The sequence below is a fragment of the Gallibacterium salpingitidis genome (genome assembly GCF_001678495.1).
Taxonomy (GTDB): domain Bacteria; phylum Pseudomonadota; class Gammaproteobacteria; order Enterobacterales; family Pasteurellaceae; genus Gallibacterium; species Gallibacterium salpingitidis.
Map to the genome: position 1 here is coordinate 1 of NZ_JTJL01000042.1, position 24,395 is coordinate 24,395.

The window sequence follows — 24,395 nt, forward strand, 5'->3', positions numbered from 1 at the left end:
CTTGGATAATTAAGTTTCCGTATAAAGGGCCAAACTTAATCCACCAGCCATTTGGATTACTGAAATCATAACTTACGCCTAATGGCGTAGTACCTGATGTCCCCCACGCATTTACTAAACTCTGAAAACGTGTTCTGTCTCCAGTAAATAATGCTGAAACTGCATCAATAACATTATTGAGTGATTTGTTTTGGTTTTCTCTTAACAACACATTTTGTAATATCAAATCACCTGTCATTATGTCACCAGACTTGCTAACTTTTAAATCATTTAATTTATTTACAGCATAACTTGTAGCAACTGTGTCACTGCTTGAACTATCAATAGCATTTGATTTTTTACTGTTTTGAATGTAATTACTTAAGTTGCTAGTAATGGCATTAATTAATGCTTTTAGATTTTTCCCCGCACTGGCGTTCAACCCTAAAGTTTCGCTGTCGCTGTCTAGGTCGCTAGTGAGTTGGACGATACCGGCTTGCGTTGTGTTAGCTTTGCTGATTTCGTGTGTATGTCCAGTTTCATCAATAAAGTTTACACTTTCTGCATTAATCTCATTTGGAGTACTGTACCCTTTTGCCAGTTTTAAAATCGCATCACGTAACGTATTAATATTCTCTTCAGTGGGTTCAATCTGAGCTTGATCTAGGACCGCTTTAAGTTGGTTAAACAGCCACTGATCTTTTTTATCGTTCATTTGTTGAACGAAGTTAAAGTCTTGTACTGTTGGCGTATCATCACCTAAATGCGCCCAACCTGCTTCATAATTAGTTTGGGAAAAGTCGGTTAAGTCTCCATTTTTTGCCCAGGTAATACGTTTAAATAGATCAAGTAATTTGAGGTTCATTGGTTATCCTTATTGATCAATAAATTCAACGAAAATCTTTACACCTGCGGCGGCAGGTATCCATTGGTTTGGTGAGTCTTCTATTGCATCAAATTTGTTTTTGATTGCACGGGTAATAGAGATTTTTATCTCCGCATCGTTTTTTTCTTGTATATGCACCTGTTCTGCAAGAAAAAGAGCTTTGCATGCTTCAATCACATCTTCTACTGTGCCGTGAGAATTATTTGCAACAACTTTCCACTTTATCAGTCGCCGATAAGTATCATCGGGCATATAACTCACTTGTTTACTCGTTGTTTGTAATGCTAAATCACGAATGGGGGCTTGACTAAAGGGCTTGGCTTTCGATTGCCCTGTAAAACCAAAATACCATTCTCCATTCATTTTTGTGAATGGGCGTGGCATGCCAACAATGTCGCCAACGCCGTCTAATTGCTTGCCTATCGCTGTATCAATATGCCGTTCCAGTAACATCTGTTTTAATGTGTGTTGCAATGTGGCATAAGGAGATAACAATAAAGTGATTAAAGCAGTGAGATTGGGTGAATAACGAAACTGAGAAAGTTGGTGAGATAATGTGGTATCAATAAAATCTTGATCAAGCTCAGTTAATATATCTGGCATTTTACCTCCTTAACTAATCACAATAATTGAGGGATCAAATATCGCTTCTTCATCGTGTGCAATGACAATATTCTGTTCTTGATAACTTGGCTCTGGATCGGTAATTTGGTCGGTTTTTCCCATTTGTACTGTCACCTTACCTACGCCTGATACGGCAATACAAGCCGCAATAATTCGTTGATGAATTACATCTGATCCTACGCCCAACGTTTTGCCATAGCTGAGTAGGTTATTTAGCACGCTGACGATATAGCCCGCTTTTGCCATTTCGCCATCATCGGTAAACGTTTCTATGACAATTTTTAGCCAAATATAACGTTTAATAGGGCGGCTGAATTTCACTAAGTGCGGTTGATCTTGGCTATCTTTTACGCTGATTGCAGTACGTCCATGTGTGCCAATCCCAATGGGTTTATATTTCAGTAATGCAGCAGCAATATCCAGATCTAATCCGCCTTTGATCACAACATAAATATGCCTTTGGGGAATACCGTTGACCATTTCATCGGTATCATTTTCATATACTCGCAACGACTGCACGCCTGTTACACGGCTTAAATTGGAATACAATGATTCGATTGTACCAGCCCCGTTTTGCCATACGCCAAGATGGTATCGTTGATATAATTCCGCATCACTCTCTTCTAATCGTCCAGCTGCACCTTCCGCAACATTATTAACCTCAATCACGCCGTCTAACATCGTGATAAGCTCTGTCATTTGTCCTATTTCTGCTTTATCATTACTCGGCTGTTCTGTCGATAATTCACAACGCATTCCTAGTCGAGATAAAATTAGATTAGAACTGACCGAGATAGAAAAGTGTGGTACAGATTGAGCGATAATCTCAATAATCACATTATCATTTTGCACCTCGGCATAGCTGATGGCTTTAAGTTGGTTAGCTAAGCCTTGAATCACGCTCGCAACTGATGATCGTGTCGCTTGAAAATAATAAGGTGTTCCATTTACAACCGCTGAAAAGTGATCACCTACATTGATAGTTTTGCTATTTAACTCAATGCGTGCATACACTGCTTCATTAGGATCTATTCTCGCCTCGCTTTCCGTATAATAAAGTACTTGTGTCGCTACATTTCGCACTGCGGTATAAGCTGGAATTAGCGTATCTACAAGACCATAAAAAATAACAGGTACTTTTGATTGTTCAGGTGGTAAGCGTTTAACGCCCGTAAATGAAACAGCACGATCTAAGTTTGTACCTGTCGCACTCATTGGGTACATTGCCCCATAAACGCCCTCAACCAGCTCCCATAGTGTGCTAAATCGTTCCGCCTCAAGGTTTAATAACATACCTAACACCGTTTCAGGCGTTAAATCAATTTCATTACCAAAGGCTTTTTTCGCTTGCTCATAAAGTTCTTGTAGTTGCTCTGGCATTCGTTTTCGTACAAAGCCACTTCGCATCAATCCATAATTAGCCATATCGTTTTACCTTTACTTCATCTTGGATCAAGCCCTCGTTTGTTCGGGCAGAAAATTGCACGATTAATTCTCTGGCTTGACGGTTAAAATGTAATGTAAGCTGTTCAACCGCTTGAACGCCGTTAACCTGCCTTATTTTTTGGTGAAAAATTGCTTGAATGCGTGAGCTATCAGGATTTTTCACTAAAATGTCATCAAAATATGGCACTCCAATCGTAGTATCTAAAAACCATTCTCCTAAAAACGTTAAAAGCACAACCTTGATTTGTTGTGCTTTTTGGTTTACGCCCTCAACTAACACGAGCTTTCGATCTTTGATAAATAAGTCGTGTCGGCTATCTAGTTTTAAATCTATCATTCCGCTACTCCTGTTTTGCCGCCACTATCGCCTGTATGCTTATGAGTTTGTAATGAAATACCCCCTGCGGTAACATCACCTGTTGCAGATAAAGCGCCATTAATTGCTACATCGCCGTTAAATGTACTGGCTTGAGCAGTTACGGTAAAATTATCGGTATTGATACTAACATCAGGCGAGTTAATCAAAATATTGCCACTCGGTGCAATCTTGATCGTTCCCCCTCCGTACTTAATACATAAATTCACTGGATCTGCTTTAGGAGAACGACTATTTCCGCCCATCATACAAAACGCATCTGACAGATCAAACATTCTCGGATCGTCTGGTGCGTCATAGTTGCCACTTAGCCAGTTTTCAAGCGAGCGCTGACAAAAAATCAGTAAACAGCCATCACCACTTTTAACGGGCAAGGTAACTTGAGCTAATGCCCCGTTAATATCAGTCATAGGAAACACCACTGGGACATTAACAATCTGCGGGGCATTCAATGCTTCGCCATTGGCTAACCGTTTAGGAATAGTCGGTTGAACGGTTGCACGGACTTGATTAGCATCATAAGCGATAATTTTCGCAGGCAAGGCAACGTTAATCTCCGCAAGTGCGGTTAAAATATCATTCATTTTTATTGCTCCTTTTTCGGGCGTTTTTTGCGATGTTTACTTTGCGCTTTCATCTCTGCTTTAGTCGGAGCATTAAGATCAACTAGATGTAACTCTGACAACCAATCCCCCGAATGGCTATCACCTGAATGTTTGATTTTCTCAACGCGAAACCAGTTTGTGACTGTTTGGCTCTCTAGCTTAATTTTGTCACAAGGATTGACCATTGCTAGCAGTAAACTTTTAACATTCCAGCCATCACGTGCTTGTCTGTCAAAAGCAAATTTTTCATCTTGTTTTTTACTTGGCGTATCTTGTTTTTTACTGCGTGCCGCCTCTCTAGTACGTTCAGGAAAGCCGATAAGCCCACTATCTTTTGCCAGTACATAACCTGAACGCTTAGTCACCCCTTTACGATTAACAATTTGCAATTCGCCATTTTGGATAGACCATTCAAGCCCTGTACTTGCTACAATTTTATCGAGTGCCTGACGTGCTGCACCGTAGAAACTAAAACCATTTTCCCAACGGCGAGATCGTAGATTATCCGCACCAACGAGCGTTACCCCCATTTTAGCGGCAATATCATTAGCAATTTGCGTTGAAGTTACGCCACTTTGATAACCTAATGAAACAGCAGTATCCCGAATTTCAACCAAGCCATCTAACACATAAAGCTCCGTAATCCATTCTGCGTGATCGTGATAAGAATAAGCGGTGGCAATATCGCCAGAACAAAGGAGAGTATTACCCTCTTGCTCATAGCCTGCGTATAACATACAACGCATATCAGGCTGTTCAATCGCTTTTCTGGTTGTTGGGGCAAGATTATAAATTTTGATACTGTTTTCATTCGGCTTGCTTTCACAATCCTTTTCAATATCAAATTCAATGCGTAGCGGTGGCTCAATCACAATACCGTTTTTCTGTCCCTTTTTGCCAATCACTAGCTTATAACTGCGTAAAAAGCGATTGCTCATCGTCCACCTCAATATAAATCAGCGTTGCTTTCCCTGAAATAAAATCCTCTCGCCCAATAGCTTGTTGACTATCCTCACGCACGACGATCAACTCACCTATCGGAAACGCCTCACGGCGAATAGGTGAAATCAAAGGACGGTTAGGTAATACAACGATATTTGACACCAATTCATCGTTATACGCATTTTCAATCGCTAACGACCAAAATTGCAGCGTATCATTCCAAGAAAAATGTAAGAAAAAGACTTCATCATCTAAATTTACTTCAGTGATAAAGTCATTTTTATCGGGAAGTTGGATGGTAAACATAAGTTTCCTTATTTTTGGCACGAAAAAATCCGCTTGCAGTTTCCTACAAGCGGTTAAATACGGTAAGTGTTAGTTTAATTAATTCAACAAATGATCTACTGCTTTAATAATAAAGCCAACTGGTAAGTGGGCTTTGTCTTGAGATAGCTATCTTGTCCTAAACATCAATGCGGGTTTATTAAGATCATCTCTAATCTTTTTAAAATGCATCACAATGCGTTCATAATTTGTATCTGAAGTTGATTTGTCTATTAACGCTACCAATTTATCCAAAATTGGAAACGATAATTGCCAACAATGCCGATATTCGCTCGCAAAAGTGTAAACTTCAGAAGAATAGCCAGATTTAATTTCATCTAAAGGTTTTACTAACATTTGTAATAAATCATTTTGTTGTTTTGCAGAGAATAAGCACCAAGCTAACTCTACAACATCATTTGCTGTTAAACTAAAATTTTCAGCTTTAGGTTGCTCTATAATTAGTTCACCTTCTAAAACTAATTTATGACAATAAGCTACTGCCTTCGGTAAATCATCTTTCGCAATATCTTCTATGCTTTTAACGTTCATATATTGATGAACAAGATTATAAGCATCAGAGTAGATTAAGCCTTTTTTACTCACTAGCATATTAACCGCATCTCGTAAGCCTGTGCGCTCATCTACTGTTGTTTGAATTCTCTCCGCTTTACCTTTAAACCAATAATCAAATAATGCTTGATAACATTCTTTTTTATATTTGATCAAAGTTTCTCTAATTTCTGGTTTTACTCTGTTTGTATCAATACCAAATAACCAGCCGTTAAGATATTGGATTGGGAGGCAGACCATTTCTTGTTCACCGCCATTTGTAGGTGTGATCATCACGATCATACCTTTAGAAAGTACTTCATCTCTTTTAATTCTTAATAACTGTGCATTCCACGCTAAGCCAATATTTTCACAGATTGGTTTCATTGCTGTGTAATATGTGCCGTTTTGTTCAAAGGTAACTAAAGATTGATTGTTGAATTGAATAGTTGATAATTGAGTAGTCATTGTTAGATTTCCTTCTGATAGAAGCCCTAATTTTGAGTTAGGGTGATCGACAGCTCAAAACTAGTCTAACTCTAGCGGACGTATTCCCTTTCGGTATTGTATTAGTCGCACTGTCGATCATTGATATTAATTTTTATTTTTGTATTGAAATTGGTTAGAAAAGAAAAAGAGAAACACGAATTTCAGATACAAAAAAACCACACTTTCGGGGTGATTAACCTAGTTAGATAAAGGCTTTTGAGACCTATTTATGATAATAATAAAAAAGCCTGTCTTTGTAAACAGGCTTGATTTCAATACTCTTAACTATTACTGTTTTTTTCTAGAGAAATTTTCATCATTTTGACAGTATAGTAAAGAATCTTTTATTAACCCACTAATTCTTAAAACATTTTCAGGATAATCAATAATAATATAGCTTCCTGATATTTCTAACCCTGCTCTACAGACTTCCTTGATAATATTATCCGTCATTTCTATTGGCAATTGAATTGACGGTCTTTGTTTATTATCAAAATACCTTACAAGCCATCTATTCGTTTTCCCTTGATATAAAATACTAAAATAACTCTCAGTATCTTTTGAAACTATATCAATTTCATCTCCAACTATCTTCTTGATCAGATCAAATAACAATCTTTCAGTATAAGTTGTAACTATTTTTTCATTATTAGGATCTATGATATCTGCTTTTTCATCTATAATATTTTCTTCATTTTCTTCTGTTATCTCTTCTTCTTTACTAAAATGTAGATTACTCGCTATAGATAATCCAGACAAAACCATATCACTAACAGCTTTCTCTACCGCATTTTTCACAATTGGAGCTATTGTTTCTAAAAACTTTTGATTCAATTGTCGCCCAATATTAGACTTAGAAGCTACAAACCTCACAAAATCTAGGTCTACATTTTTTAAGCTTTCAGATATTGTTTTTGTAAATGCAGATAAATACACACTTTCTTCAGCTAAAGTTCTTAATGCCTCTGGTTGAAAAGCATCATGACAAAATTGCATTAATTGGTCTATTTTTACTGAATCTATACTATCTAACTTAATTTTTAAAAATGGCGTATTATCCATAATATTTTTTTCTTTTAAATCTGTAAAAAAACGCCATTCTCTACCATTAGTTATTGCTGAAACAGCAACTTCTGGTGTTGCATTAAAGTATCTCGATAATTGAGGTGAATGGTTGTTTAAATCTTCAGAATAAGATTTAGCTTCAATAAACATTACAGGAACACCATGACAAAACAGCGCATAATCCACTCTTTCACCATTTTTTACTCCAACAAAATCAGCTTGATATTCTGCTTTTACTTTTGTTGGGTCATATGGACTAAATCCTAAAATATCTAATAATGGAAGTATTAATGCTTGCTTAGTAGTTTCTTCTGTATCGCAATGCTTGCCAACATTTATTACGTGCTGAATATGTTGAACAACCCTTTCTTTAAATAGTTTATCTTCCATGCCATCACCATATTTTACTAAATTAATCAAATATATGTTGGTTATAATACTGTATTATGGTAATACAAAAAAGAGAACTAAATCACATTTCTATTGATTTACCCTTATTAACTTATTTTTGCGATCTGCATCGACAAAATAATAGATAGTTATATTAAGACCTAATATTACACCCCCTTACCTGATTTTTGAGACAGAATAGATCTAGACTTTTCTGCTTGAGCATCTGATGGTTTACCTATTGCTACCTTTCCAGTATTGGCTTTAGTTTGCCCTGCTTTACCTTTCGCTGCAGGAGAGGCTTTTTCAGGCGGGATCTCTTCTGTTCGCAAGGTAACTTTATTAATTTTACGCAATTCAGCAGTAATATTCAGTCGATCCCCGTCCTCGTTATTGCGTTCAATGGAAAGGCTTTCAATCGCAAAATCAGTATAGACATCAAGCCCTGTCACAATCGTGACCAATTCACGTTTTGCATGTAGCTCTCGCAACGTCTCTTTTGCTGCAATGAGCTTGTATTTGCCTAGCCCAATATTAAATAGGGTTCCAGCTCCTGTAATCACACCAGTTAAACTCAATTTCTCGCTTTCTTGGGTAATATGGTCTGAAATCACTGTGCCATCTTCAACAGGATATTCTGTTATTTGGCTATTTAACGTCGTACTTTCTGTAAGAAGTGCATCAAGTTCTAGTACGCCAATGGTGGTACGTTTGCCTACTAATGCCGAAAATAAAAGGTTTACTATGCTCATAATAATTGATAACTCAATTTCGATTGATATGCCAATGGGTGACACTCGTATTATTAAAATTTAATATCGCACTGGATAAAGGAACAGCCAAAACTGACTGCTCCTTTATCCTGCGTATTCAATACGTCCTACACCAAACTGCACAGGCATATTGCGGCTTAATTTACCTGAAACCGCATTAGCCACCCCTGTCGGGTTAGTTGTTCCCTGAATATTGAAGTTATTGGTTTGATTGATATTCGACTGCATATTGCCACCGTACTTAGTATAAGTCGGGATATTGCTAGTCGGTTGCACATAACTACTGGTCGGCGTTGTTAATGCTTCACCAGTGACATTTATCTCTGCTTTAGCACCGTCAGAAAACAGTTTTTTGATCCAGCTAGGAATAAGCGAATCAAACCAGCCTACGACAGTATTAATGGTTTGTTGCCACGCATTTTTGAACGTGTCGGTAACCTCTGTCCATTTATCGACTGTGGTCGTCTTCACGCTTTCCCAAATCTCACTGGCTTTATTTTTAATACTTTCCCACATTTCATTTGCTGAAGTAGTAATATTCGTCCAAATCTCACTGGCTTTTGTTGAAATACTTTCCCAAACCTCAATCGCAATCCGTTTTACATCATCCCAGTAGATAATCAGTAGGGCAATTAAGCCAATAATTGCAGTAATTGCTAATAAAATTGGGTTACTGATAACAGCCATTAGCATTGCTCTAGCAAAAATAAAAATACCTTTCACCATTGTAGCAATCAATCCGCCAAAAATTCGCCCAAATTTAATAGCACCTTTCCCCATAAATAGGAATGCTTGTCCTACTTTGACTATTCCAGCACAAACCTTACCAAACCCAGTTAATAATGCAAAAAATCCATTAGTCATCACCCACTGAAATGCCTTAAAAATCATAATTCCAGAGCGAGAAAAGAACTTAAATCGTTTTTGTAGCCAAATAAATGGAGCTGCAATACCTTTTATCATTTTAATAAATGGATTGACAATAAACATCACGCCTTTGAATCCACTTTTAACTAAATTAAATAACCAAGTAAAAGGAGTAAACAAAGACCAGATAATTGAAGCAATGCCACCAAACACCATCAATGCAATAGAATAAAACGGTAAAAATTTCAGGCTTAAATCACCCACTGCCTCACCAGCAAAACCAAAAGCGCCAGCAAAATCACCTTTAATCAATAGCTTCACAGCTCGGCTAATATTTAGCAAGAACTTTACGATACCGCTTAAGCCGTCAATAATGTACTGCAATGTTACTGTTGCAAACGCTTTCCAGTCATCAAGGCTAAAATCAAAATCGATAATCGTGCCAAATTCAGCGACAATTTCTTTGATATTTAACCAAAGCAAGCGAGCTATATCACCAATAACGGCGAATTTTGCAGCCCATTCATCAAAACGCCCAACAAGACTGCCTGTTAGTGATACACCACCTTGCGACCAGACATAAATATCCTCTAAAATTAAGCCTATGCCAGCCAATGCTGCGCTCATCGCTAGAAACGGTGCTGCTGCTCTCGCTCCATTGATGACGATCTGCTTTAAGGTAACATTGGTTGCTTTTAACATTGGCAGCAGTTTTGCCCCAATCGCGGCAGTAGCTAAAATCCCAACTAATCTGGTATTTTTAACCACCCATTCCGCCGTATAATAAAAAGTTTCGCCGAGTTTTGCGGCTTTATTGACTAAATCATTAATGATTTGCCCTGCTTTGTTTTTCAGAATTGTCATGCCTCGCCCAAAGGTTTTTGGCATTTGATTAAATTCTTGTTGAATTTTTTCTGCCTGCTTTAATAGCCCTTGCGCGAGTTCTTTTGAAGTGAGCTTACCCTCTTTCCCTAAATCTTTAAGTTGACCGACTGGTACGCCAAAACTGTCTGCAATGGCTTGTGCCAGTCTAGGGGCTTGCTCAATGATGGAATTAAGCTCGTCACCTCGTAACGCTCCCGCTCCTAACGCTTGCCCTAATTGCATTAACGCTGCCTCTTGCGAAGCCTGATCGCCGCCGCCAATCGTCATCGTTTGCCCGATAATTTCGGTTAAATTAAGACTGTCATCAAGATTTAAACCTAAATCGCCTGCATTACGATTGACCTTAGAAAACAGATCCGCACTGGCTAAATAATCCTGCCCTGAACGTTGGGAAATCGCTAAAATTTCATTTAGGGCGTGCTTGTGTTCTTCAACGGATTTTGTTGCTAGTTTTACTCGGCTATCTACAGAAGCCCAATCATCGGCAATCTTGATAATATTGCCCCCAGCAATCATCGCAAAATAACCACTCACTACATTACGCAAAGATAAGAGATTATTTTTTGCAGTCGCAAAACCCTCCCCCATTGACTTAACTTCACTATTTGCCCCTTTTAAAGCGCTACGTAACTTGCCACGGATATTGTTAGCTGCTGTTTGTGTTTGCGTGATATAGCCTTTTAACTTGCTATTATCAACTTTATACTTCAATACAGTAACCAACTCACGAATAACGTTCATCGGTTCTTCTCCATTTGTTTCGCTTCCATTGCTTCCACAGCATCAAGCAAGCGGTTAATTTTTAACAACTCGCCCATGTCAGTCATTCCTGGCGTATTCAGTTCTGTTAGGGTAATTTTGCCCAACAAAAAAGGGCGCCAAGCTAACATCTCGCTTAATGCCCTTTCACTGTATTTCCCGACAATTAGGCTTTCTTCAGATACTCTTGCACCGACCCAAGACGGGCAAGATATTTCGTAAAAAAAGGCTCAAAATTCAACCGTAAAATAAAAATCACTAACTCAATAATTTCAGAAAAGTCATCAAAGACCAAATCGAAATCATTTTTGTGTAATTTCTTATCTATGCCGTTGTTGAAATCATCGCGCTGTACGGTAACTAATTCAGGTTTAATTAGCATATCGGCCAATTTAAGCAGCTCCACACCACTTAGCTGGCTACTTAATTGCTGTAAACCCTCAGTGAAGTTGACCGCACTTTGCTTAGCCATTTCAGCTAACTGTTCTGGGGTAGCATTTTTCGGTGTTTCTCCCTCTGCAATGCCAATAATTTTTGCTAATGCTGGCACTAACGACTTCTGTAAATCACCAAAGATACGCAACTGCTCCATTGCGGAAAATTTTTGCACAAAAAATGTGCTTGCTCCAATTTGAACATCTTGTCTTGCCATTAGTCATTGCCTCCTACAAATAACGCACCGTCTGCGGTCTCAATCACCCACTCACGGCTGCCTACCTCTTTACCAAGTTCTAACTTAGCCGATTTAGTGATCCACGCAGTACTTGCAGCAAAAAGTGATCGCCCACGTAAATCTTTTACCGCTACGGGGAAGGTGACATTTTTGCTCACTTTATCTGCCGCATATAATGCGCTTAACACATCATTGGTATTACTGGTTTGTAATAAGGTTAATGTGATTTTTTTGCGTGGATCGGCACTGGTAGAACGTGCGACCTCGCCATCCGCTCCCGCGACAGAAGTAACGCCATCTGAAACCTCCTCGATATCAATAAATGTCCCATCTGCAAAACCTGTTACGATCGCCGCACCAATGACAATACTGACTTCATCAGGGGCATAAGTTGCTAACGCTGCCATAAAATTCTCCTATAAAAAAAAGACCGCTCTTTTGCGGTCTATCTGTTCGTTAAATAAATTATAGGCTATACGCCAAATTGCCTTTAATTTCGACTAAATGGATTGCCCCTGCTAAACGAGCGGTAAACTTCACATCTTGTAAAATCCGTTTGGCTTTGTTGTTATTTGAAATACTAGACGCTCTTGGTAGACTGATGATGTAACTCGGGATTTCCTTGTTATCCTCGTCAAGCTCGACTGGGGCGATACCACCGCGAGCCACGCCCAAATCTAATGCTTGACGAATTGCTGCCCCAATAAGTTCAATCCCTTTATCGGTATAAGGTACTTTACCATACGCATTGATTAACACTGAAGTGACATTGATTTGCACTTCTTGCACTAGCCAATCTCTAAAGCGAATAATATCAATCCATTCACCAGCAGCCACTTTACCGCCTTGTGTTACAGCAAAACTGCCGTTGAATTTCTCAAATGTGGTAGCGTTTTTCTTCGCACACGCAATATATTCCCCTTCGCTAATCGGAGAGTAGGAAACGCCAGCTAGTTTTTTCAAGTTCCAGGTTTCAGCACCAGGATAAAAAGTAAAGGCATAACTCATTAAGGCAATTTCAGGGTATTCCTCATCAGCTTTATGGGAATACATCACCGCACTGCGATAATATTGTTTTTCATTCAGTTTGCTTGCAATATCACTTTGATCAGATGATTGTAAGAGATTTTCGTCATTACTTGCCGTGACAAATAGCTTGCCGTTTGCTTCTGCCCAAGCTGCCGCTAATAAAACATCTTCAACATCACGAGATGCAAACGCTAGCCCATACCAATCGTTATTTTCTTTTGCAATGGCTGCAAGGGCATCTGTTACTGTTTCATCCGATCCTTTACGACCAATAAAGACTTGTGCAATATGAGAAGGTTGTGAAAATGCAGTGGCGACCGCAATATAAAGTGGGTTGGTCGATTGTAGCCCCAAATCTAGTAATTCATTCGGATCGGTGACAACTAATAAACGTGCCGAATTTTTTAATGTATGCTCGCCTAAAATTAACATATCACTAAATGATTTGCCTGCGATTGCTGTTGTGTTTAGGTCAATTGTGACATTAACCAAACGATCAATTTTTGCCATTATGGGTTACTCCTATTTGAGTCGTGTCAGAAAGTTCGCCGACTTGGCTTGTTACTTCCACTTGTTCGATAATTGAAATCATATCGTCAATCGCTACTGCATAGCGGATCTCAATTTCCACCATCGCACGATCTTGATATTCTTGTTGTTCATTGAGGTAAGCTAAATGCGTGATCCGTCCAATCCGAATCAATGCAACGCCTTGCTCTGCCCATTTGTCTTGAAAATAAGAGGTGCTTAATTTCATACAAACCGCTCGTAAGGTATTTAGGCTGTTTTCGCCAAAATAATTCAGCTCAAGCACGGCATCAACGTGGGTTTTAATCTGTTGCTCGCCTTGTGTGTTTACGGTTGAATAATGCAAATGTTCAGGCGTTTGCTCAAACTTCAAGTCGTACGTAAAAAAAGGCTTTTCAGGCTCACACCCATTTTCATAAGCGCGAATAAATGGGCGACTAGAAAGATCACAAAGTAAATCATAGAGTTTATCTAACATTTATTTCACCTTTTGTGCAAAATAACGGTAATGTTCAATAACGCTAGAATGGTAGCTTGATCGTGCAATCACTTCATATCGGCTACCCTCAAATAACACGATAGTGCCGTTATGGTTATTTTCACCTGCAACATCTAATTGCTGTTCTGTGTAAATCTTAATCGCACTGACAATATGCCGTCCTTGCATCATTACTACAAGTCGATCCATCTCTTTCAGACTAACGGGTTGAATAGATGCGATAAGTTCTTGTTCCACTTCTTCGCCATCTACCCACTTACCTTTGAGATAATACCCCTCTGTTTTCGTTAATAATGAATAAGTTTGACGAAAAGAAGATTGAAAAGGTAAATGTTGCATTACACCTCCACCTGATAACGAATTGAATTAACAAGTTGTGAGGTATCAATTAACGGCTTTGAGCTTTTCTTGCGTTTTTTTGTCGCTTTAGAATTTTCTTTCCAAGGATAATGCCGTAAAGTGTATTTTTGCTTATTTTCATACCATAGCCCTAACCTCGCTAATTCAAGTTTAATATCGCTTCCATTAGCAACATTCAGAACAACTCGCTGCAAATATTTCTCAACTAATCCTTGATTATCGGCAAAACATTGGCGAATGAAAGGACGGGGAGGGATTTTATCTGTACCAAACTCATTCCAAATTGCAATGTCTGCAACATAAACCCCGCTTTCTTTGTGTTTTCCTGCATCAGATTGAATGCCAATTTTTACACTGGCATTTGCCATCTTTTGCATTAACGCTAACTCTTTTTCTAAGCCTTTGTTATTGATTTTAACTTCCACATCCACCATAAGCATTGCCCACCGTGATTGCCCCTAACTGCTTGCATAAGTCGTTTAGTTGATTAAATTTTGCTAAAAAGCGTGCTGCATTACCGCCGGTATCGCTATTAGAAAAATATTCACGCTCTAAATCGCCCTCACGCTCACGGCGTAATCCTGCAAGGTTTACCTCACTTTCTAGCGATTGTGCTAACAGATAAGCGGCATACCACGCCACAGCCTCCATTTGTTTCTCCTCTGGCAAACATTGTGGACGATACCCCTCGGCAAGACTTAACGCTAACGCAACTTGCTCATTGTCCATTTTTTGACTCATCGGATAAAAAAAGGTAAGTAACGTGGCTGCACTCATAGGCTACTCCTGTTTTTTGTCTTCCTGTTTTGGGTCTTTTTTAGGATCATTTTCCACTTTCACTTGAATTAATACGCCACGTTTAAGCAGACTTTTTAAACCAACCGTATTTTCTGCCAGCTCAACAGTTTGATTTGGGGCGATAAATTCTCCGCCTACACGTAGTAAGCGAGGTTCAACATTACGTACTAACATCGCTACACCTCCGCTTTTGTGGCTGATAATGGGTAACGCAAGAACACACCACCAATGCGTGCTACGCAGTTAACCACCAATTCAAGGTTGCGTTCTTGTGCAGGTAACTGAGTGAAATCTTGTGGCACTTCCAAATTGAGGTTGTCCGCATTTTTCTCATAGCAAATCGCAAGATTTTTATTGCCTGTGCCTGCTTTTTCTAACTCCCACAAACCTTGAATGATCAAATTAGGGTGTTTTCGTTTGAAGAAAGTCAATACATCGACTTTATCCGCCGTGTTCATATACTTACTGGATAAGGTTTGGTAATCGCTTAATGCCAGTAATAAGTGGGTCGGTTGATGCACGCCTTTAGATTGCAGCACCACGGTATCGTGCAGATTATCTAAATCCGCTAAAATAGCTTCGGCATTTGCTGTTTTCCAACCTCCCGTAATAGTGGTTTCGCCTAAATTAGGGTGGTTGATAAAGCCATTTAAGCCAAATTCTGTATCACCCAATAATGCAATTTGGTTCATTTTGACTTCTACCGCACGGCGAGCCGCACGTGCCTTGGTAGAAGGGAGATATGTTTGGTTAGCAGCTGCAGCTTTTAACTCTTGTAAGTTATAGCCATAAGAGGCGCCAATGCCTTTTACTTTTACTGCACGCTCTGTCATTGCAACATCCGCACGTGGTAAATCATCTGCATAATTAGCAATCACTTTCGCCATTCCAACTGCATCAAAAATCCGTTCGGTAACAGTTTCCGCCCACTCAGGTGCTTCAGAGGAAATCGGCACAAGGCTTAAACCATTCATTGCTGGCAATTTTTCCTCATAAATGCGGTTGCGCACTATTTCTAATTGACGCGCGGTAAATAAACCCGCATCTTGATTAAATACCCCTGCGGCATTTAAGCATTTATTGATTTCATTTAACTCAATCGAATCTTGATGAAAATCTGTCATAATTTTTCCTTATAAAAAAGCCCCCTCAATAATGAGGAGGCTAGAATTAAACATTACACTTAAGCTAACTCAACTAATGCGAGTTTGCCATATTGGCCACAATCAATTACATCGGTTTTTAATACTGCATTAGGAAACTCTGTGCCGTTTTGTGTTAATTTTCCTGTTGCAGGGTCAAATTTCACTACACTGCCTGCAGTCAGGGTTTCACCGTCTTTAACAACACACCACGCCACACCTTGACGCAAGACTGACACCGCATCAAATTGCGCATATTCCCCCACAACAGCATGAGAATGTAAAGCAATCCCCACAGGCACCGTTCCGCCTAATTTAACTTGGTTGATTTTTGTGCCTTGCGTAACAATGACGCCAAAAGGCACCGCACTTTCAGCCGCAAAAGATTCCACTAAATCATAACGACTATCGCCTTTCATACCTGCAAAAGCTTTTTGTTGAAATGGATCGTAAACTGACATCACTTTCTCCTATTGATTACGGCTTGCTAACATTGCAGCTCGCCCTGTTAATTTTTCTGTTTTCTCCCCGTCCTGAGTGAACGTTTGTGTCATTTGGCTACGTTGCGAGCCTAACGCATCTTGGCGAGATTTTGTTTCAGCTACAGCCATATCAAAAGCCGCTTCAATATACGCATCGGATTTTTGCGATAAATCCACTCCATCTTGACGAATAGCCGTAATCACGGCTTCACGCAATTGACGGTCGGTACTATCGGCTTTTACTTCCACCTTATGGGCTTTAGCCGTTGCTTCTAGCTCAACACGTGCTTTAGCTGCAACAAGCGCATCTTGCTTTAATTTTTCTTTTTCCGCTTCAAGCGTTTTGACTTTTGCTTCAGCCGTATCAGCTCGAGCCGCTTCCTTGTCTTTTTCAGCTAATGCGATTGCTACATCTTGTTTTAACTTATTTAATTCAACAATCACTTCAGGTGCGGCTTGATAAGTAATACCACTGTCTAAGCGAATGTCTGCAAGTTTTGTGTCACTCATTTGAGGTTCTCCATCTTCACGAAATTCTACGGCATCCGCCGCGTCCATATTAAGCCGTGCATTACCTGCACGCCCTACTTTAACGATAGCTAAATGATTGGGCTTGATATTACGTTGAATTGCATCATAAGGCTCACCGTCCTCCGTAATACCGCTTTTCATCTCAAGCTCAACCGCATAGCCTACCGACAACTCTTTTTTGCCTAACTCAACCGCTTGAGTGTTGTGAATCACAATATCTGCCGTTAAGTTATTGCCATCTTGCTTGCCCTCTGATAGCACCGAGCCAACCACTAAATGCGCTTTTTCTTTGGTAATTACACCGTGATGTTCATCTGTGATCGGAATACCTTTATAGGCTCGCAGGCTATCAACCTTAAACACTTCATCAGGTGGACGATATTCACGCCTTACCGTCCCATCAGGCAACTGATAAAGAAAAACCCCAGTCCTTGTTAGCACTGGGGTATCAAAAATAAAACCGTTATCATCTCGCCTTGCTTGTATCGCTCGGCGGTCGTATCGCATAACCATTTATACACCTATCCTAAATTTATATTCTAATTAATATAAAAAAACCCTGAAAGTTTGTACGTTTCAGGGTTTTCTATGAAGACTAAATCAGATCATTGTCATCATGCGATGGTAAGCATTTTTTTTACTTTCTCGTAAGGATTGTATTTCGGACTTCGTCAGGTGTTTTACGTGAGTTGAGTATGAATCTTGCTTCCCATTCTGTAAGCTTTGAGAAGTCATAGCCGAACTCTTGAATCCACCATTTTTCAATTTTTCCATACTTGCTCCTTAATTTTGATAATGTATCTCTTGATAATCTTAATTGTACCGAATATTGCTTCCCAGTTAAAGCATAAGAACCTAAAACTTTTCCATTATTTGTTTCAATATACCCCTTTAGGCTTGCTAATGTTCCACCCTGTGTTTGAGTATCATCTAATATAATCGCTAATTTTTTAGGCACATCGCCACTAAATTTAGGTGTATGGATTAACCTATGCCAACCATCACTACCAGTGCGAGAAACTTTTGTGGACTGCACAATAGACAAGTCAACAGGGATATTTAATCTTTTTGCAATCACTGTTGCAACGGCAATTGGAATCATATTTCTACCGGCACTCTCTTCCGCGTGAACCGGCACTAAAATAACATCCTTACCTTGTATCATTTTATCCAGTTTAGAAATGGCATCATCAGAAACAAGATCCTTGGCAAGATTATACGCATCTTCTACACTGCCAGACTTTGCCTTTTCATACAAAGGATGTGAGGTTGCTTCACCTAATTTTCTGTCAATTATTGTATCTGGAAAATTATCATCCCATTCACTACGCATATTGATTTGACTTTTTTCTGTTAAGGATGTTTGAATTATAACATCTTTAACAGACTTTTCTTCATTATTAAGATTAGTTACTGCAACAACATTCCCTTGATTAACCAACTCATCAAACTCAGGCAATACTGCCTCGGCAGAGCAGCGACATAAAATTGGCTCACCGGGGTGTCCATCATCTGGTGGCGTATCCCAGCGAAATTCTTCGCCCTCACGCTCAACGTGGTTTAATCGCTCACGCTCATCTAATACACCACGCCAGATATAGGATTTTACCCCGATATTTTCCTGCCTGAGCTGTGTTAATCGCCCATTTAATTTTCCTATTTGATCTCGTGCTATCAACATTGCACGTCTTTGTGGTGTATCAAATAATTTTTCTAAATCATCGGCAAGGCTTTGGTAACTTTCCCCTTTACGCACGGCCTCTACCATTCGATAACGTAATTTTTCGTGAAACTGCTGCGGTATGCTTTTAATCAGATTGATATTTTGCCATTCCGCCAGTTTTAACGCTTCATCAAGCCACGGTTCTGAAACAAAAATATCAACACTATAAGCGGATTTAAGCACTTTATGGAACTGTTTTTTGTTAAAGCCTGCAACTTGATTAAGGTAGTTTTGCACAAAAGGAGCAATTTCATTTTCATTAGTGAAAAAATTCGTTGCTTGGAGTAATTCTGCTAACCATTGCTCCAAAATATCGGTAAACGCATCTTGCCGTAATTGCTCTTTAAAGTGCGGTTCAATTCCAGGTAGTTTTTGCTTAGCGGTCTCGATAATCTGTTTGGCAACGCCACGCAAATATTTTACATACTCGCGTTCAATCGCCGTTGGAAATAGCCACACCTTTTGCTTTTTGCGCTTTTTGATAGTCGTCAATGTCATTTTCATCTACCTGTGGTAATGGCTCTGATTTAATGCCTAATTCCTCAGCAATCTGCAAGCGTAATTCTTCGCTGGATAACGCTCCACTATCGACAAGATCGATTAACCGCCCTGTTTCTGCTTTTGCTGCATCAGCATTCAATTTACGCGCTTCCGCTTGCTCTTTATCGGTTGGTGTATTCAGTGAAGGGAAATGAATTTTCCAGTTTTCAAACGGTTTAATATGTTTTTGTAACATTATCAACTCAATAAGTTGTTCTAAAACAGGTTTAATCTTATGCTGTTGAATGCCCTCAATTAGGTCATAATAACTTTCAAAATCACTTTGCCCTGTAGCATTCATTCCTTTTGCCGACTGTCCAAATAAAATCGCAACAGGAATATTTACATCAGCGGAAATCGCAATTTTAAATTCATCAAGTACTTCAACAATGCCGCTTAAATCTGCATTGAGAATGGTGTACTCATCTTCGCTATCCACTGCTACACCATTAAGTAAATTACGCCCTCGCTCAACTAAGTTGATCCGTTCTCGGATATGAGGCTCTAGCCCATTTTGGATCGCTTCTGCAAGCCCTCTCATTTTATGTACCGCTTGCTGTTTACGCTCAAGAATGAGTGAAGACCAAGTCAATGATTTTTGATATTCACGTATTTTTTGATAAACCGTGCGTACCGCACTGCGTCCCACCCAGTGCAGTCCTTTTTTCAAGCGTTCAGGTATCGGGTCACCGCCCATAAATAATAAACGGCTTTCGTGGATTTCAACTTGATTATCAAGTAAGCCATTTACCGCCCCAATATTTAAACGGTAGCTTTCATAACGTCCATAATTAGCTTGACGTGGATCTAAATAACGTTTTGTTGTCGGTAAAATTTGGCTTAAATCAAACACTCTAACTTCATCAATGCGAGTAAGACGATTCAGATTAAGTGGTTCACTCAGCTTTGCACCATCATCGGTGAGAAGAACCATTACTGCCCCACCGAATAACCGTGACCAACGCACCATATCTGCCAACGCAGGCAACACTTTTAAGCGATCAAGCTCATTACTTATCACACTATCGTGATCGCCTCTAATCTCAATTTCACGAGCAATCGCCGCATCGGCTGGCATATCCACTATGCGTGCAGCTAAACCGCCTAACTCATAAAGGGTTAAATCAAAAAGTGCGGTGGTATTTTGCGGTGTTTTTGAAAAACGATTAAGCCCTAATGCGTCTGCATAACTGTCTTGATTAAATATTGTCATATTAACTTCCTAACGCCGTAAAACGCCCATATACATCAAAGAGATCGATTAATTCCCCGTAGGCTCTTGAACAGGCATCTATACAATCATCGTGCTTGCCGTTCGGGAACATCTTCATTTCGTCTAAAATGGTTTTATTCCACGCCCCTTTGAGCATTTTGACATTTCCCACATTCACCTGTGCCGCAAAAGGCTCAGCCCTTGTGATTTTATCGCCACTTTCAGGACTGCTTCGCACAATATAGCCTTGTAACATTCGGGTTAAATAAAGTACTTGGGTTTTACCTGCCTGACCTGGATCTTGCGGCAAGCTAATTTCTACCTGACGACCGTCAAGGCTTGCCGTGTTTTTTATCATTCGATCACGCTCATCTGCTCCTAAATCACCGTGAGCTAAATCAGCAATAATTAGTAAGCCCTCTTGTGTTTTGCCTAGCTTTACTCCTGCTGTTGGGTCACCGCCTACCGTTGCCCCTAAATCCCACGCCCTAATCCAGTTAATTTTTCCAGCAGGCAACGCCTCAATAATTTCAATTTGAGAGGGTTTAAAGATACCGCCGTCTTTATTAACAGGGCGTTGCTGATATAACGCATTCCAAGCGTGTGAGCCGACCGCCTTTTTAATATTTTCTAACCGTTCAAGCGAAAAACGCTCTGGGTGTAATGGTTCACCCTCTTTACGGTATTCCTCGTCTTGCTCGGCAATAGCTGGAAAGCTCACTATTCGCCATTGATCGCCCCCTTGCTCCATTTCTTTAATTAATCGTCCTGCTAAGTCATCTTCGTGCCAGCGTGTCATACCTAATAACACCCCGCTTTTCGGTGATAGACGAGTATAAAGCGTGGTAGTGTACCAATCCCATACACTGTCTCTAATCGTCTGTGAATTAGCTTCCTTAGCATCTTTTACAGGGTCATCAATAATCGCAATATCTGCGCCCATACCCGTAATACCACCACCTACACCGGCACTACGATATGCCCCACTATGTCCTAAAATTTCAAAGATTTCACTATTGCGTAACGCTTGACCTGATAATGTGCTAATGCGTTTGGAGTTAAGCGATGAATTAGGAAATATATCGTGATAAAGCTCATCGTCCATAATCCGTTGTACATCTCGGTTCATACGGCTAGCAAGGTCTGCTGAATAGGAACAAGCGATCATCTGTAAATTAGGGTTTTTACCAAATGCCCACGCAGGAAAGCGCCGAGAAAATAACTCACTTTTCCCACTTCTAGGCGGAGCAAATATCATCAATCTAGGCTGTTTCCCATCAATCACATCTTGATAAAATTGCTGTAATTCTTGAGCGATAATTTGATTAAACCAGCCTGTGATGAAATCGGGTTTGGTTACTTGCGTAAAATCAATTAAAGTTCGTCTGGCAAGTTCATTATTCAAGCTGTTTACATTTAAGTTCTCTAAGAAGTCTAAGTTCATCATCTGAATATACTGACAAGTCAATTTCTTTCTTCACTGTAAGCTCAATTGCATTACCATTAACGCCTGAAATCTCCTGTGCAATACGATCTCCATACTTCTTAGGGGCTACCTTGGTGATATACCATTTACGGCTGTCCACTCTTAGTTTAGCAACAGAAACATCTTCAGGTGTTGCACAATCTGCAATATCAAGCATCTCATCAAGTAAAAAATCTGCTTGGCTCTCGCGCGCACGTGCGTACTGGTCAAAAAACTTTTGATTTTCATTCAACCAATTAAAAACTGTCTGTCTAGTTGGCATACCTGGTCGCGTACAAATTTTGCGTAAACTTTCACCTTGAGCAAGTAGCATACAAATATCATCTGCTACTTCTTGTACAAATGATGATGGTCTTCCCACTTTCTTTTTTGTTTTACCCACGCCCTTAGACGTGGATTTAACCCCACTTTTTTTACTAGCCATGGTTAAAATCCTTAATATTTAATGTTGAGCTTGTTCAGTTTGCCACTCTCTGATGCGATCAATACGGTTCAAACAAATATCACGTTCACGCTTGAGTATTACTGCATACTGTGCGACATCACCGTAAGTACGACCGTTAAAGTTTGTACGGTCTAAATAGCTAATTAGTACTGCAGGGATTTGTGGTCTAACAATTGTTACTGGCTTACTTGCGCAAGAAATCAATAATAGACTTAGGAGCAGCACTGTTATACGCATCACTTGCTTTGTCATCTGCTGATATGTTTTTGATAACATCATCTGATTTACTCCTTGCATCTGATTCTTGTTTACTTAACTCAAGTGTCAGTTTTTGATTGTTCGCCATATCTGCGTGTAGCTGGATAATCGTTGCACTTTGTATCGCTATCGTGTCCGACTGCTTAGCCATCTCAACTTTTAAATCTTTAATAAGATTGTATTGATACACTACACTGATAAGTAACAATGCAATGATAGCTATCACATATAGCCATTTGTTCGTTGCTAGCATATCTCACCTGTCAGGATAGGATTTACGACTGAGTTGGAAATGTGGGCCGTCGTAAAAAGTACGCCAATCTCCACCCCACTCAACATCAATATTCAAACGTTTACCGATAGATTTAATTAACTCAGCTAACGTTTTAAATTTGGCTTTGTTGTTCCAGTCAATAACCGTTTTTCCGTTTTCAACTGTGATTGGAGCTAAATCAACTGCGTGGCCAGTTAAGTGACGACTGTTCATTGTTTTGCTTGCACCACTCTTCACTAATTCAGCCTGTCTTGCTTTACTGCGTTTACCCTCAACGACCATAAAATCAAACTCTGATTCAGAGATTGCAGTACGCACAACTTTTACTAAGTCAGGATGTACACCTACAAGTCGCATTTCACTGGTTGTTGAAAATTTAAACTTACTCATCTTTTCCTACTTTTGTACTGATAAATCTAAACAAAAACTCACGTATTTTTTCCGCCCCGATAAACCCTAGCATCCCACCCGCAAATACCGCTAAGTTCTCTGGCATCCCTAAAAAATTTAGTAACGACATTCCAGCTAACGTTAATGCGCCACATATCGCACCATCTAACATCCGCTGTCGATACGAGCTTTTTTGTCTTAAAAACGCAGCACGTAAAAGAGACATAAAAAAAGCCATCACAGCTCCTGCGATGGCATTGTAGTTTTGTTGGAGGTACGCCCAGATAATGAGCCACACTCCAGGATCCTTGTCTGGCATTTTCATTCCCCCACCTCCATTTCAGAGGATTTTGGATAATAAAAAACCCCGACCGTTTCCGATCAGGGTTAGAAAAAAACATCTGTGCGTTTCAAGCGTGCAAAACCGCACTATAGTTGATAATATATACTTTTAGTCCGGACAAATCAACTATATTTCTTATTTTTAAGCAACAGCAAAATTAAATGGTTTGATATGATGTTCTCTTTTCTGTTTTAACTCCCATAAATCATAATCTGTCTGCAAAGACAACCATAATCTTGCTGTACTAATTCCCGCCTCCTCGAGTGCAATAGCTAAATTCGCTGTCATTGCAGTTTTACCATGCAATACTCTTGATAAAGTTTCACGAGAAAAACCAAGATGGGCAGCTAATTCAGACACTTTTATTTTGTTCGGTTCAATAAAACCATCTAATAATACTTCACCTGGATGTGCTGGTTTACGCATAAATACCTCCTTTAATGATAATCTTCGTAATTTAAAATATACGCATCACCATTAATAAATTCGAATGTAATGCGGTAATTTCCACTAACAGTCATTGAATATATTCCTTTTCTGTCACCTTTTAATTCGTGACATTGATAAAATTGAATAAATTCTTCGACCGTATTAGCACGATCAACAAGAGATAAAATACCATTAATCTTTCGCACGTGGTCTTGTCTCAATCCTTTTGTAATTCCTTTTTTGAAGAATTGTTCCAATCCTTTATGTTTAAAACTCTTAATCATATTTCA

At 39.4% G+C, this 24,395-nt stretch carries 32 protein-coding genes and 1 pseudogene; all 33 read right to left on the reverse strand.

What is annotated here, in order from left to right:
- Nucleotides 1-844: pseudogene (locus tag QS62_RS07845) on the reverse strand (tail fiber protein); the annotation flags it as partial.
- Between the two features lie 9 nt (nucleotides 845-853).
- Entirely contained in the window at nucleotides 854-1,468 is a 615-nt protein-coding gene (locus tag QS62_RS07850; protein ID WP_066108421.1) for a DUF2612 domain-containing protein, read from the reverse strand.
- 9 nt (nucleotides 1,469-1,477) lie between these two features.
- On the reverse strand, nucleotides 1,478-2,914 hold the full coding sequence (locus QS62_RS07855) for a hypothetical protein (protein WP_066108424.1): 1,437 nt from the start codon (nucleotides 2,912-2,914) through the stop codon (nucleotides 1,478-1,480).
- Complete coding sequence (locus QS62_RS07860) at nucleotides 2,907-3,272, reverse strand: hypothetical protein (protein WP_066108429.1); 366 nt, start codon at nucleotides 3,270-3,272, stop codon at nucleotides 2,907-2,909. The genes QS62_RS07855 and QS62_RS07860 overlap by 8 nt, the downstream gene beginning before the upstream one ends.
- A complete protein-coding gene (locus QS62_RS07865) occupies nucleotides 3,269-3,895 on the reverse strand; it encodes a Gp138 family membrane-puncturing spike protein (protein ID WP_066108431.1) in 627 nt (208 codons plus the stop codon). The genes QS62_RS07860 and QS62_RS07865 overlap by 4 nt, the downstream gene beginning before the upstream one ends.
- A 2-nt stretch (nucleotides 3,896-3,897) precedes the next feature.
- Complete coding sequence (locus QS62_RS07870; protein ID WP_066108438.1) at nucleotides 3,898-4,854, reverse strand: phage protein; 957 nt, start codon at nucleotides 4,852-4,854, stop codon at nucleotides 3,898-3,900.
- On the reverse strand, nucleotides 4,826-5,164 hold the full coding sequence (locus QS62_RS07875) for a phage baseplate plug family protein (RefSeq protein ID WP_066108440.1): 339 nt from the start codon (nucleotides 5,162-5,164) through the stop codon (nucleotides 4,826-4,828). Before QS62_RS07875 ends, QS62_RS07870 begins: the two co-directional genes overlap by 29 nt.
- Before the next feature lie 147 nt (nucleotides 5,165-5,311).
- Nucleotides 5,312-6,202 (reverse strand): phage antirepressor N-terminal domain-containing protein, encoded by an 891-nt coding sequence (locus tag QS62_RS07880; RefSeq protein ID WP_066108442.1) that lies wholly within the window; start codon nucleotides 6,200-6,202, stop codon nucleotides 5,312-5,314.
- A 309-nt stretch (nucleotides 6,203-6,511) separates the two neighbouring features.
- Nucleotides 6,512-7,678 (reverse strand): type I restriction endonuclease, encoded by a 1,167-nt coding sequence (locus QS62_RS07885; RefSeq protein WP_066108445.1) that lies wholly within the window; start codon nucleotides 7,676-7,678, stop codon nucleotides 6,512-6,514.
- A 167-nt stretch (nucleotides 7,679-7,845) separates the two neighbouring features.
- Nucleotides 7,846-8,430, reverse strand: a complete 585-nt coding sequence (locus tag QS62_RS07890) for a phage baseplate protein (RefSeq protein WP_066108448.1) — start codon at nucleotides 8,428-8,430, stop codon at nucleotides 7,846-7,848.
- Nucleotides 8,431-8,535: 105 nt separating this feature from the next.
- On the reverse strand, nucleotides 8,536-10,944 hold the full coding sequence (locus QS62_RS07895) for a tape measure protein (RefSeq protein WP_066108451.1): 2,409 nt from the start codon (nucleotides 10,942-10,944) through the stop codon (nucleotides 8,536-8,538).
- The gene (locus tag QS62_RS12085; RefSeq protein ID WP_197496282.1) at nucleotides 10,941-11,093 is read right to left on the reverse strand and encodes a hypothetical protein; all 153 of its coding nucleotides are present in this window, start codon (nucleotides 11,091-11,093) and stop codon (nucleotides 10,941-10,943) included. Before QS62_RS12085 ends, QS62_RS07895 begins: the two co-directional genes overlap by 4 nt.
- A 35-nt stretch (nucleotides 11,094-11,128) precedes the next feature.
- Nucleotides 11,129-11,614, reverse strand: a complete 486-nt coding sequence (locus QS62_RS07900) for a phage tail assembly chaperone (RefSeq protein WP_066108454.1) — start codon at nucleotides 11,612-11,614, stop codon at nucleotides 11,129-11,131.
- Complete coding sequence (locus QS62_RS07905) at nucleotides 11,614-12,042, reverse strand: phage structural protein (protein ID WP_066108456.1); 429 nt, start codon at nucleotides 12,040-12,042, stop codon at nucleotides 11,614-11,616. The genes QS62_RS07900 and QS62_RS07905 overlap by 1 nt, the downstream gene beginning before the upstream one ends.
- Nucleotides 12,043-12,100: 58 nt before the next feature.
- Complete coding sequence (locus QS62_RS07910; protein ID WP_066108459.1) at nucleotides 12,101-13,174, reverse strand: DUF3383 family protein; 1,074 nt, start codon at nucleotides 13,172-13,174, stop codon at nucleotides 12,101-12,103.
- Nucleotides 13,161-13,670 carry a phage neck terminator protein gene (locus QS62_RS07915; protein ID WP_066108462.1) on the reverse strand — a complete coding sequence of 170 codons (510 nt, stop codon included), beginning with the start codon at nucleotides 13,668-13,670 and terminating at the stop codon, nucleotides 13,161-13,163. Before QS62_RS07915 ends, QS62_RS07910 begins: the two co-directional genes overlap by 14 nt.
- A complete protein-coding gene (locus tag QS62_RS07920; protein ID WP_066108469.1) occupies nucleotides 13,671-14,030 on the reverse strand; it encodes a hypothetical protein in 360 nt (119 codons plus the stop codon).
- Complete coding sequence (locus QS62_RS07925) at nucleotides 14,030-14,491, reverse strand: phage virion morphogenesis protein (protein ID WP_231923690.1); 462 nt, start codon at nucleotides 14,489-14,491, stop codon at nucleotides 14,030-14,032. Before QS62_RS07925 ends, QS62_RS07920 begins: the two co-directional genes overlap by 1 nt.
- Nucleotides 14,466-14,828, reverse strand: a complete 363-nt coding sequence (locus QS62_RS07930) for a DUF4054 domain-containing protein (protein WP_066108475.1) — start codon at nucleotides 14,826-14,828, stop codon at nucleotides 14,466-14,468. The genes QS62_RS07925 and QS62_RS07930 overlap by 26 nt, the downstream gene beginning before the upstream one ends.
- Nucleotides 14,829-14,831: 3 nt before the next feature.
- Nucleotides 14,832-15,023 carry a hypothetical protein gene (locus QS62_RS07935; RefSeq protein WP_066108477.1) on the reverse strand — a complete coding sequence of 64 codons (192 nt, stop codon included), beginning with the start codon at nucleotides 15,021-15,023 and terminating at the stop codon, nucleotides 14,832-14,834.
- A gap of 2 nt (nucleotides 15,024-15,025) precedes the next feature.
- Nucleotides 15,026-15,973: a DUF2184 domain-containing protein gene (locus tag QS62_RS07940; protein ID WP_066108480.1), complete on the reverse strand. Its 948-nt coding sequence runs from the start codon at nucleotides 15,971-15,973 to the stop codon at nucleotides 15,026-15,028.
- Between the two features lie 59 nt (nucleotides 15,974-16,032).
- Entirely contained in the window at nucleotides 16,033-16,452 is a 420-nt protein-coding gene (locus tag QS62_RS07945; RefSeq protein ID WP_066108483.1) for a structural cement protein Gp24, read from the reverse strand.
- Between the two features lie 9 nt (nucleotides 16,453-16,461).
- On the reverse strand, nucleotides 16,462-17,517 hold the full coding sequence (locus QS62_RS07950) for a DUF2213 domain-containing protein (protein WP_066108487.1): 1,056 nt from the start codon (nucleotides 17,515-17,517) through the stop codon (nucleotides 16,462-16,464).
- 124 nt (nucleotides 17,518-17,641) lie between these two features.
- Complete coding sequence (locus QS62_RS11875) at nucleotides 17,642-19,225, reverse strand: phage head morphogenesis protein (RefSeq protein WP_082966160.1); 1,584 nt, start codon at nucleotides 19,223-19,225, stop codon at nucleotides 17,642-17,644.
- On the reverse strand, nucleotides 19,161-20,480 hold the full coding sequence (locus QS62_RS07965; RefSeq protein ID WP_066108489.1) for a phage portal protein: 1,320 nt from the start codon (nucleotides 20,478-20,480) through the stop codon (nucleotides 19,161-19,163). The genes QS62_RS11875 and QS62_RS07965 overlap by 65 nt, the downstream gene beginning before the upstream one ends.
- Before the next feature lies 1 nt (nucleotide 20,481).
- Nucleotides 20,482-21,927, reverse strand: coding sequence for a phage terminase large subunit (gene terL / locus QS62_RS07970; protein ID WP_066108492.1), 1,446 nt, complete (start codon nucleotides 21,925-21,927; stop codon nucleotides 20,482-20,484).
- Complete coding sequence (locus QS62_RS07975) at nucleotides 21,878-22,390, reverse strand: terminase small subunit-like protein (RefSeq protein ID WP_066108494.1); 513 nt, start codon at nucleotides 22,388-22,390, stop codon at nucleotides 21,878-21,880. Before QS62_RS07975 ends, terL begins: the two co-directional genes overlap by 50 nt.
- An 18-nt stretch (nucleotides 22,391-22,408) precedes the next feature.
- On the reverse strand, nucleotides 22,409-22,615 hold the full coding sequence (gene lysC / locus QS62_RS12090) for an Rz1-like lysis system protein LysC (RefSeq protein WP_231923692.1): 207 nt from the start codon (nucleotides 22,613-22,615) through the stop codon (nucleotides 22,409-22,411).
- The gene (locus QS62_RS07985; protein WP_066108497.1) at nucleotides 22,596-22,922 is read right to left on the reverse strand and encodes a DUF2570 domain-containing protein; all 327 of its coding nucleotides are present in this window, start codon (nucleotides 22,920-22,922) and stop codon (nucleotides 22,596-22,598) included. Before QS62_RS07985 ends, lysC begins: the two co-directional genes overlap by 20 nt.
- Before the next feature lie 3 nt (nucleotides 22,923-22,925).
- Nucleotides 22,926-23,333 carry a M15 family metallopeptidase gene (locus tag QS62_RS07990; protein ID WP_066108500.1) on the reverse strand — a complete coding sequence of 136 codons (408 nt, stop codon included), beginning with the start codon at nucleotides 23,331-23,333 and terminating at the stop codon, nucleotides 22,926-22,928.
- Nucleotides 23,326-23,658, reverse strand: a complete 333-nt coding sequence (locus tag QS62_RS07995; RefSeq protein WP_082966157.1) for a phage holin, lambda family — start codon at nucleotides 23,656-23,658, stop codon at nucleotides 23,326-23,328. Before QS62_RS07995 ends, QS62_RS07990 begins: the two co-directional genes overlap by 8 nt.
- A 159-nt stretch (nucleotides 23,659-23,817) precedes the next feature.
- A complete protein-coding gene (locus QS62_RS08000) occupies nucleotides 23,818-24,102 on the reverse strand; it encodes a HigA family addiction module antitoxin (RefSeq protein WP_039093854.1) in 285 nt (94 codons plus the stop codon).
- An 11-nt stretch (nucleotides 24,103-24,113) separates the two neighbouring features.
- Nucleotides 24,114-24,389, reverse strand: a complete 276-nt coding sequence (locus QS62_RS08005; RefSeq protein ID WP_013747140.1) for a type II toxin-antitoxin system RelE/ParE family toxin — start codon at nucleotides 24,387-24,389, stop codon at nucleotides 24,114-24,116.
- Between the last annotated feature and the right edge of the window lie 6 nt (nucleotides 24,390-24,395).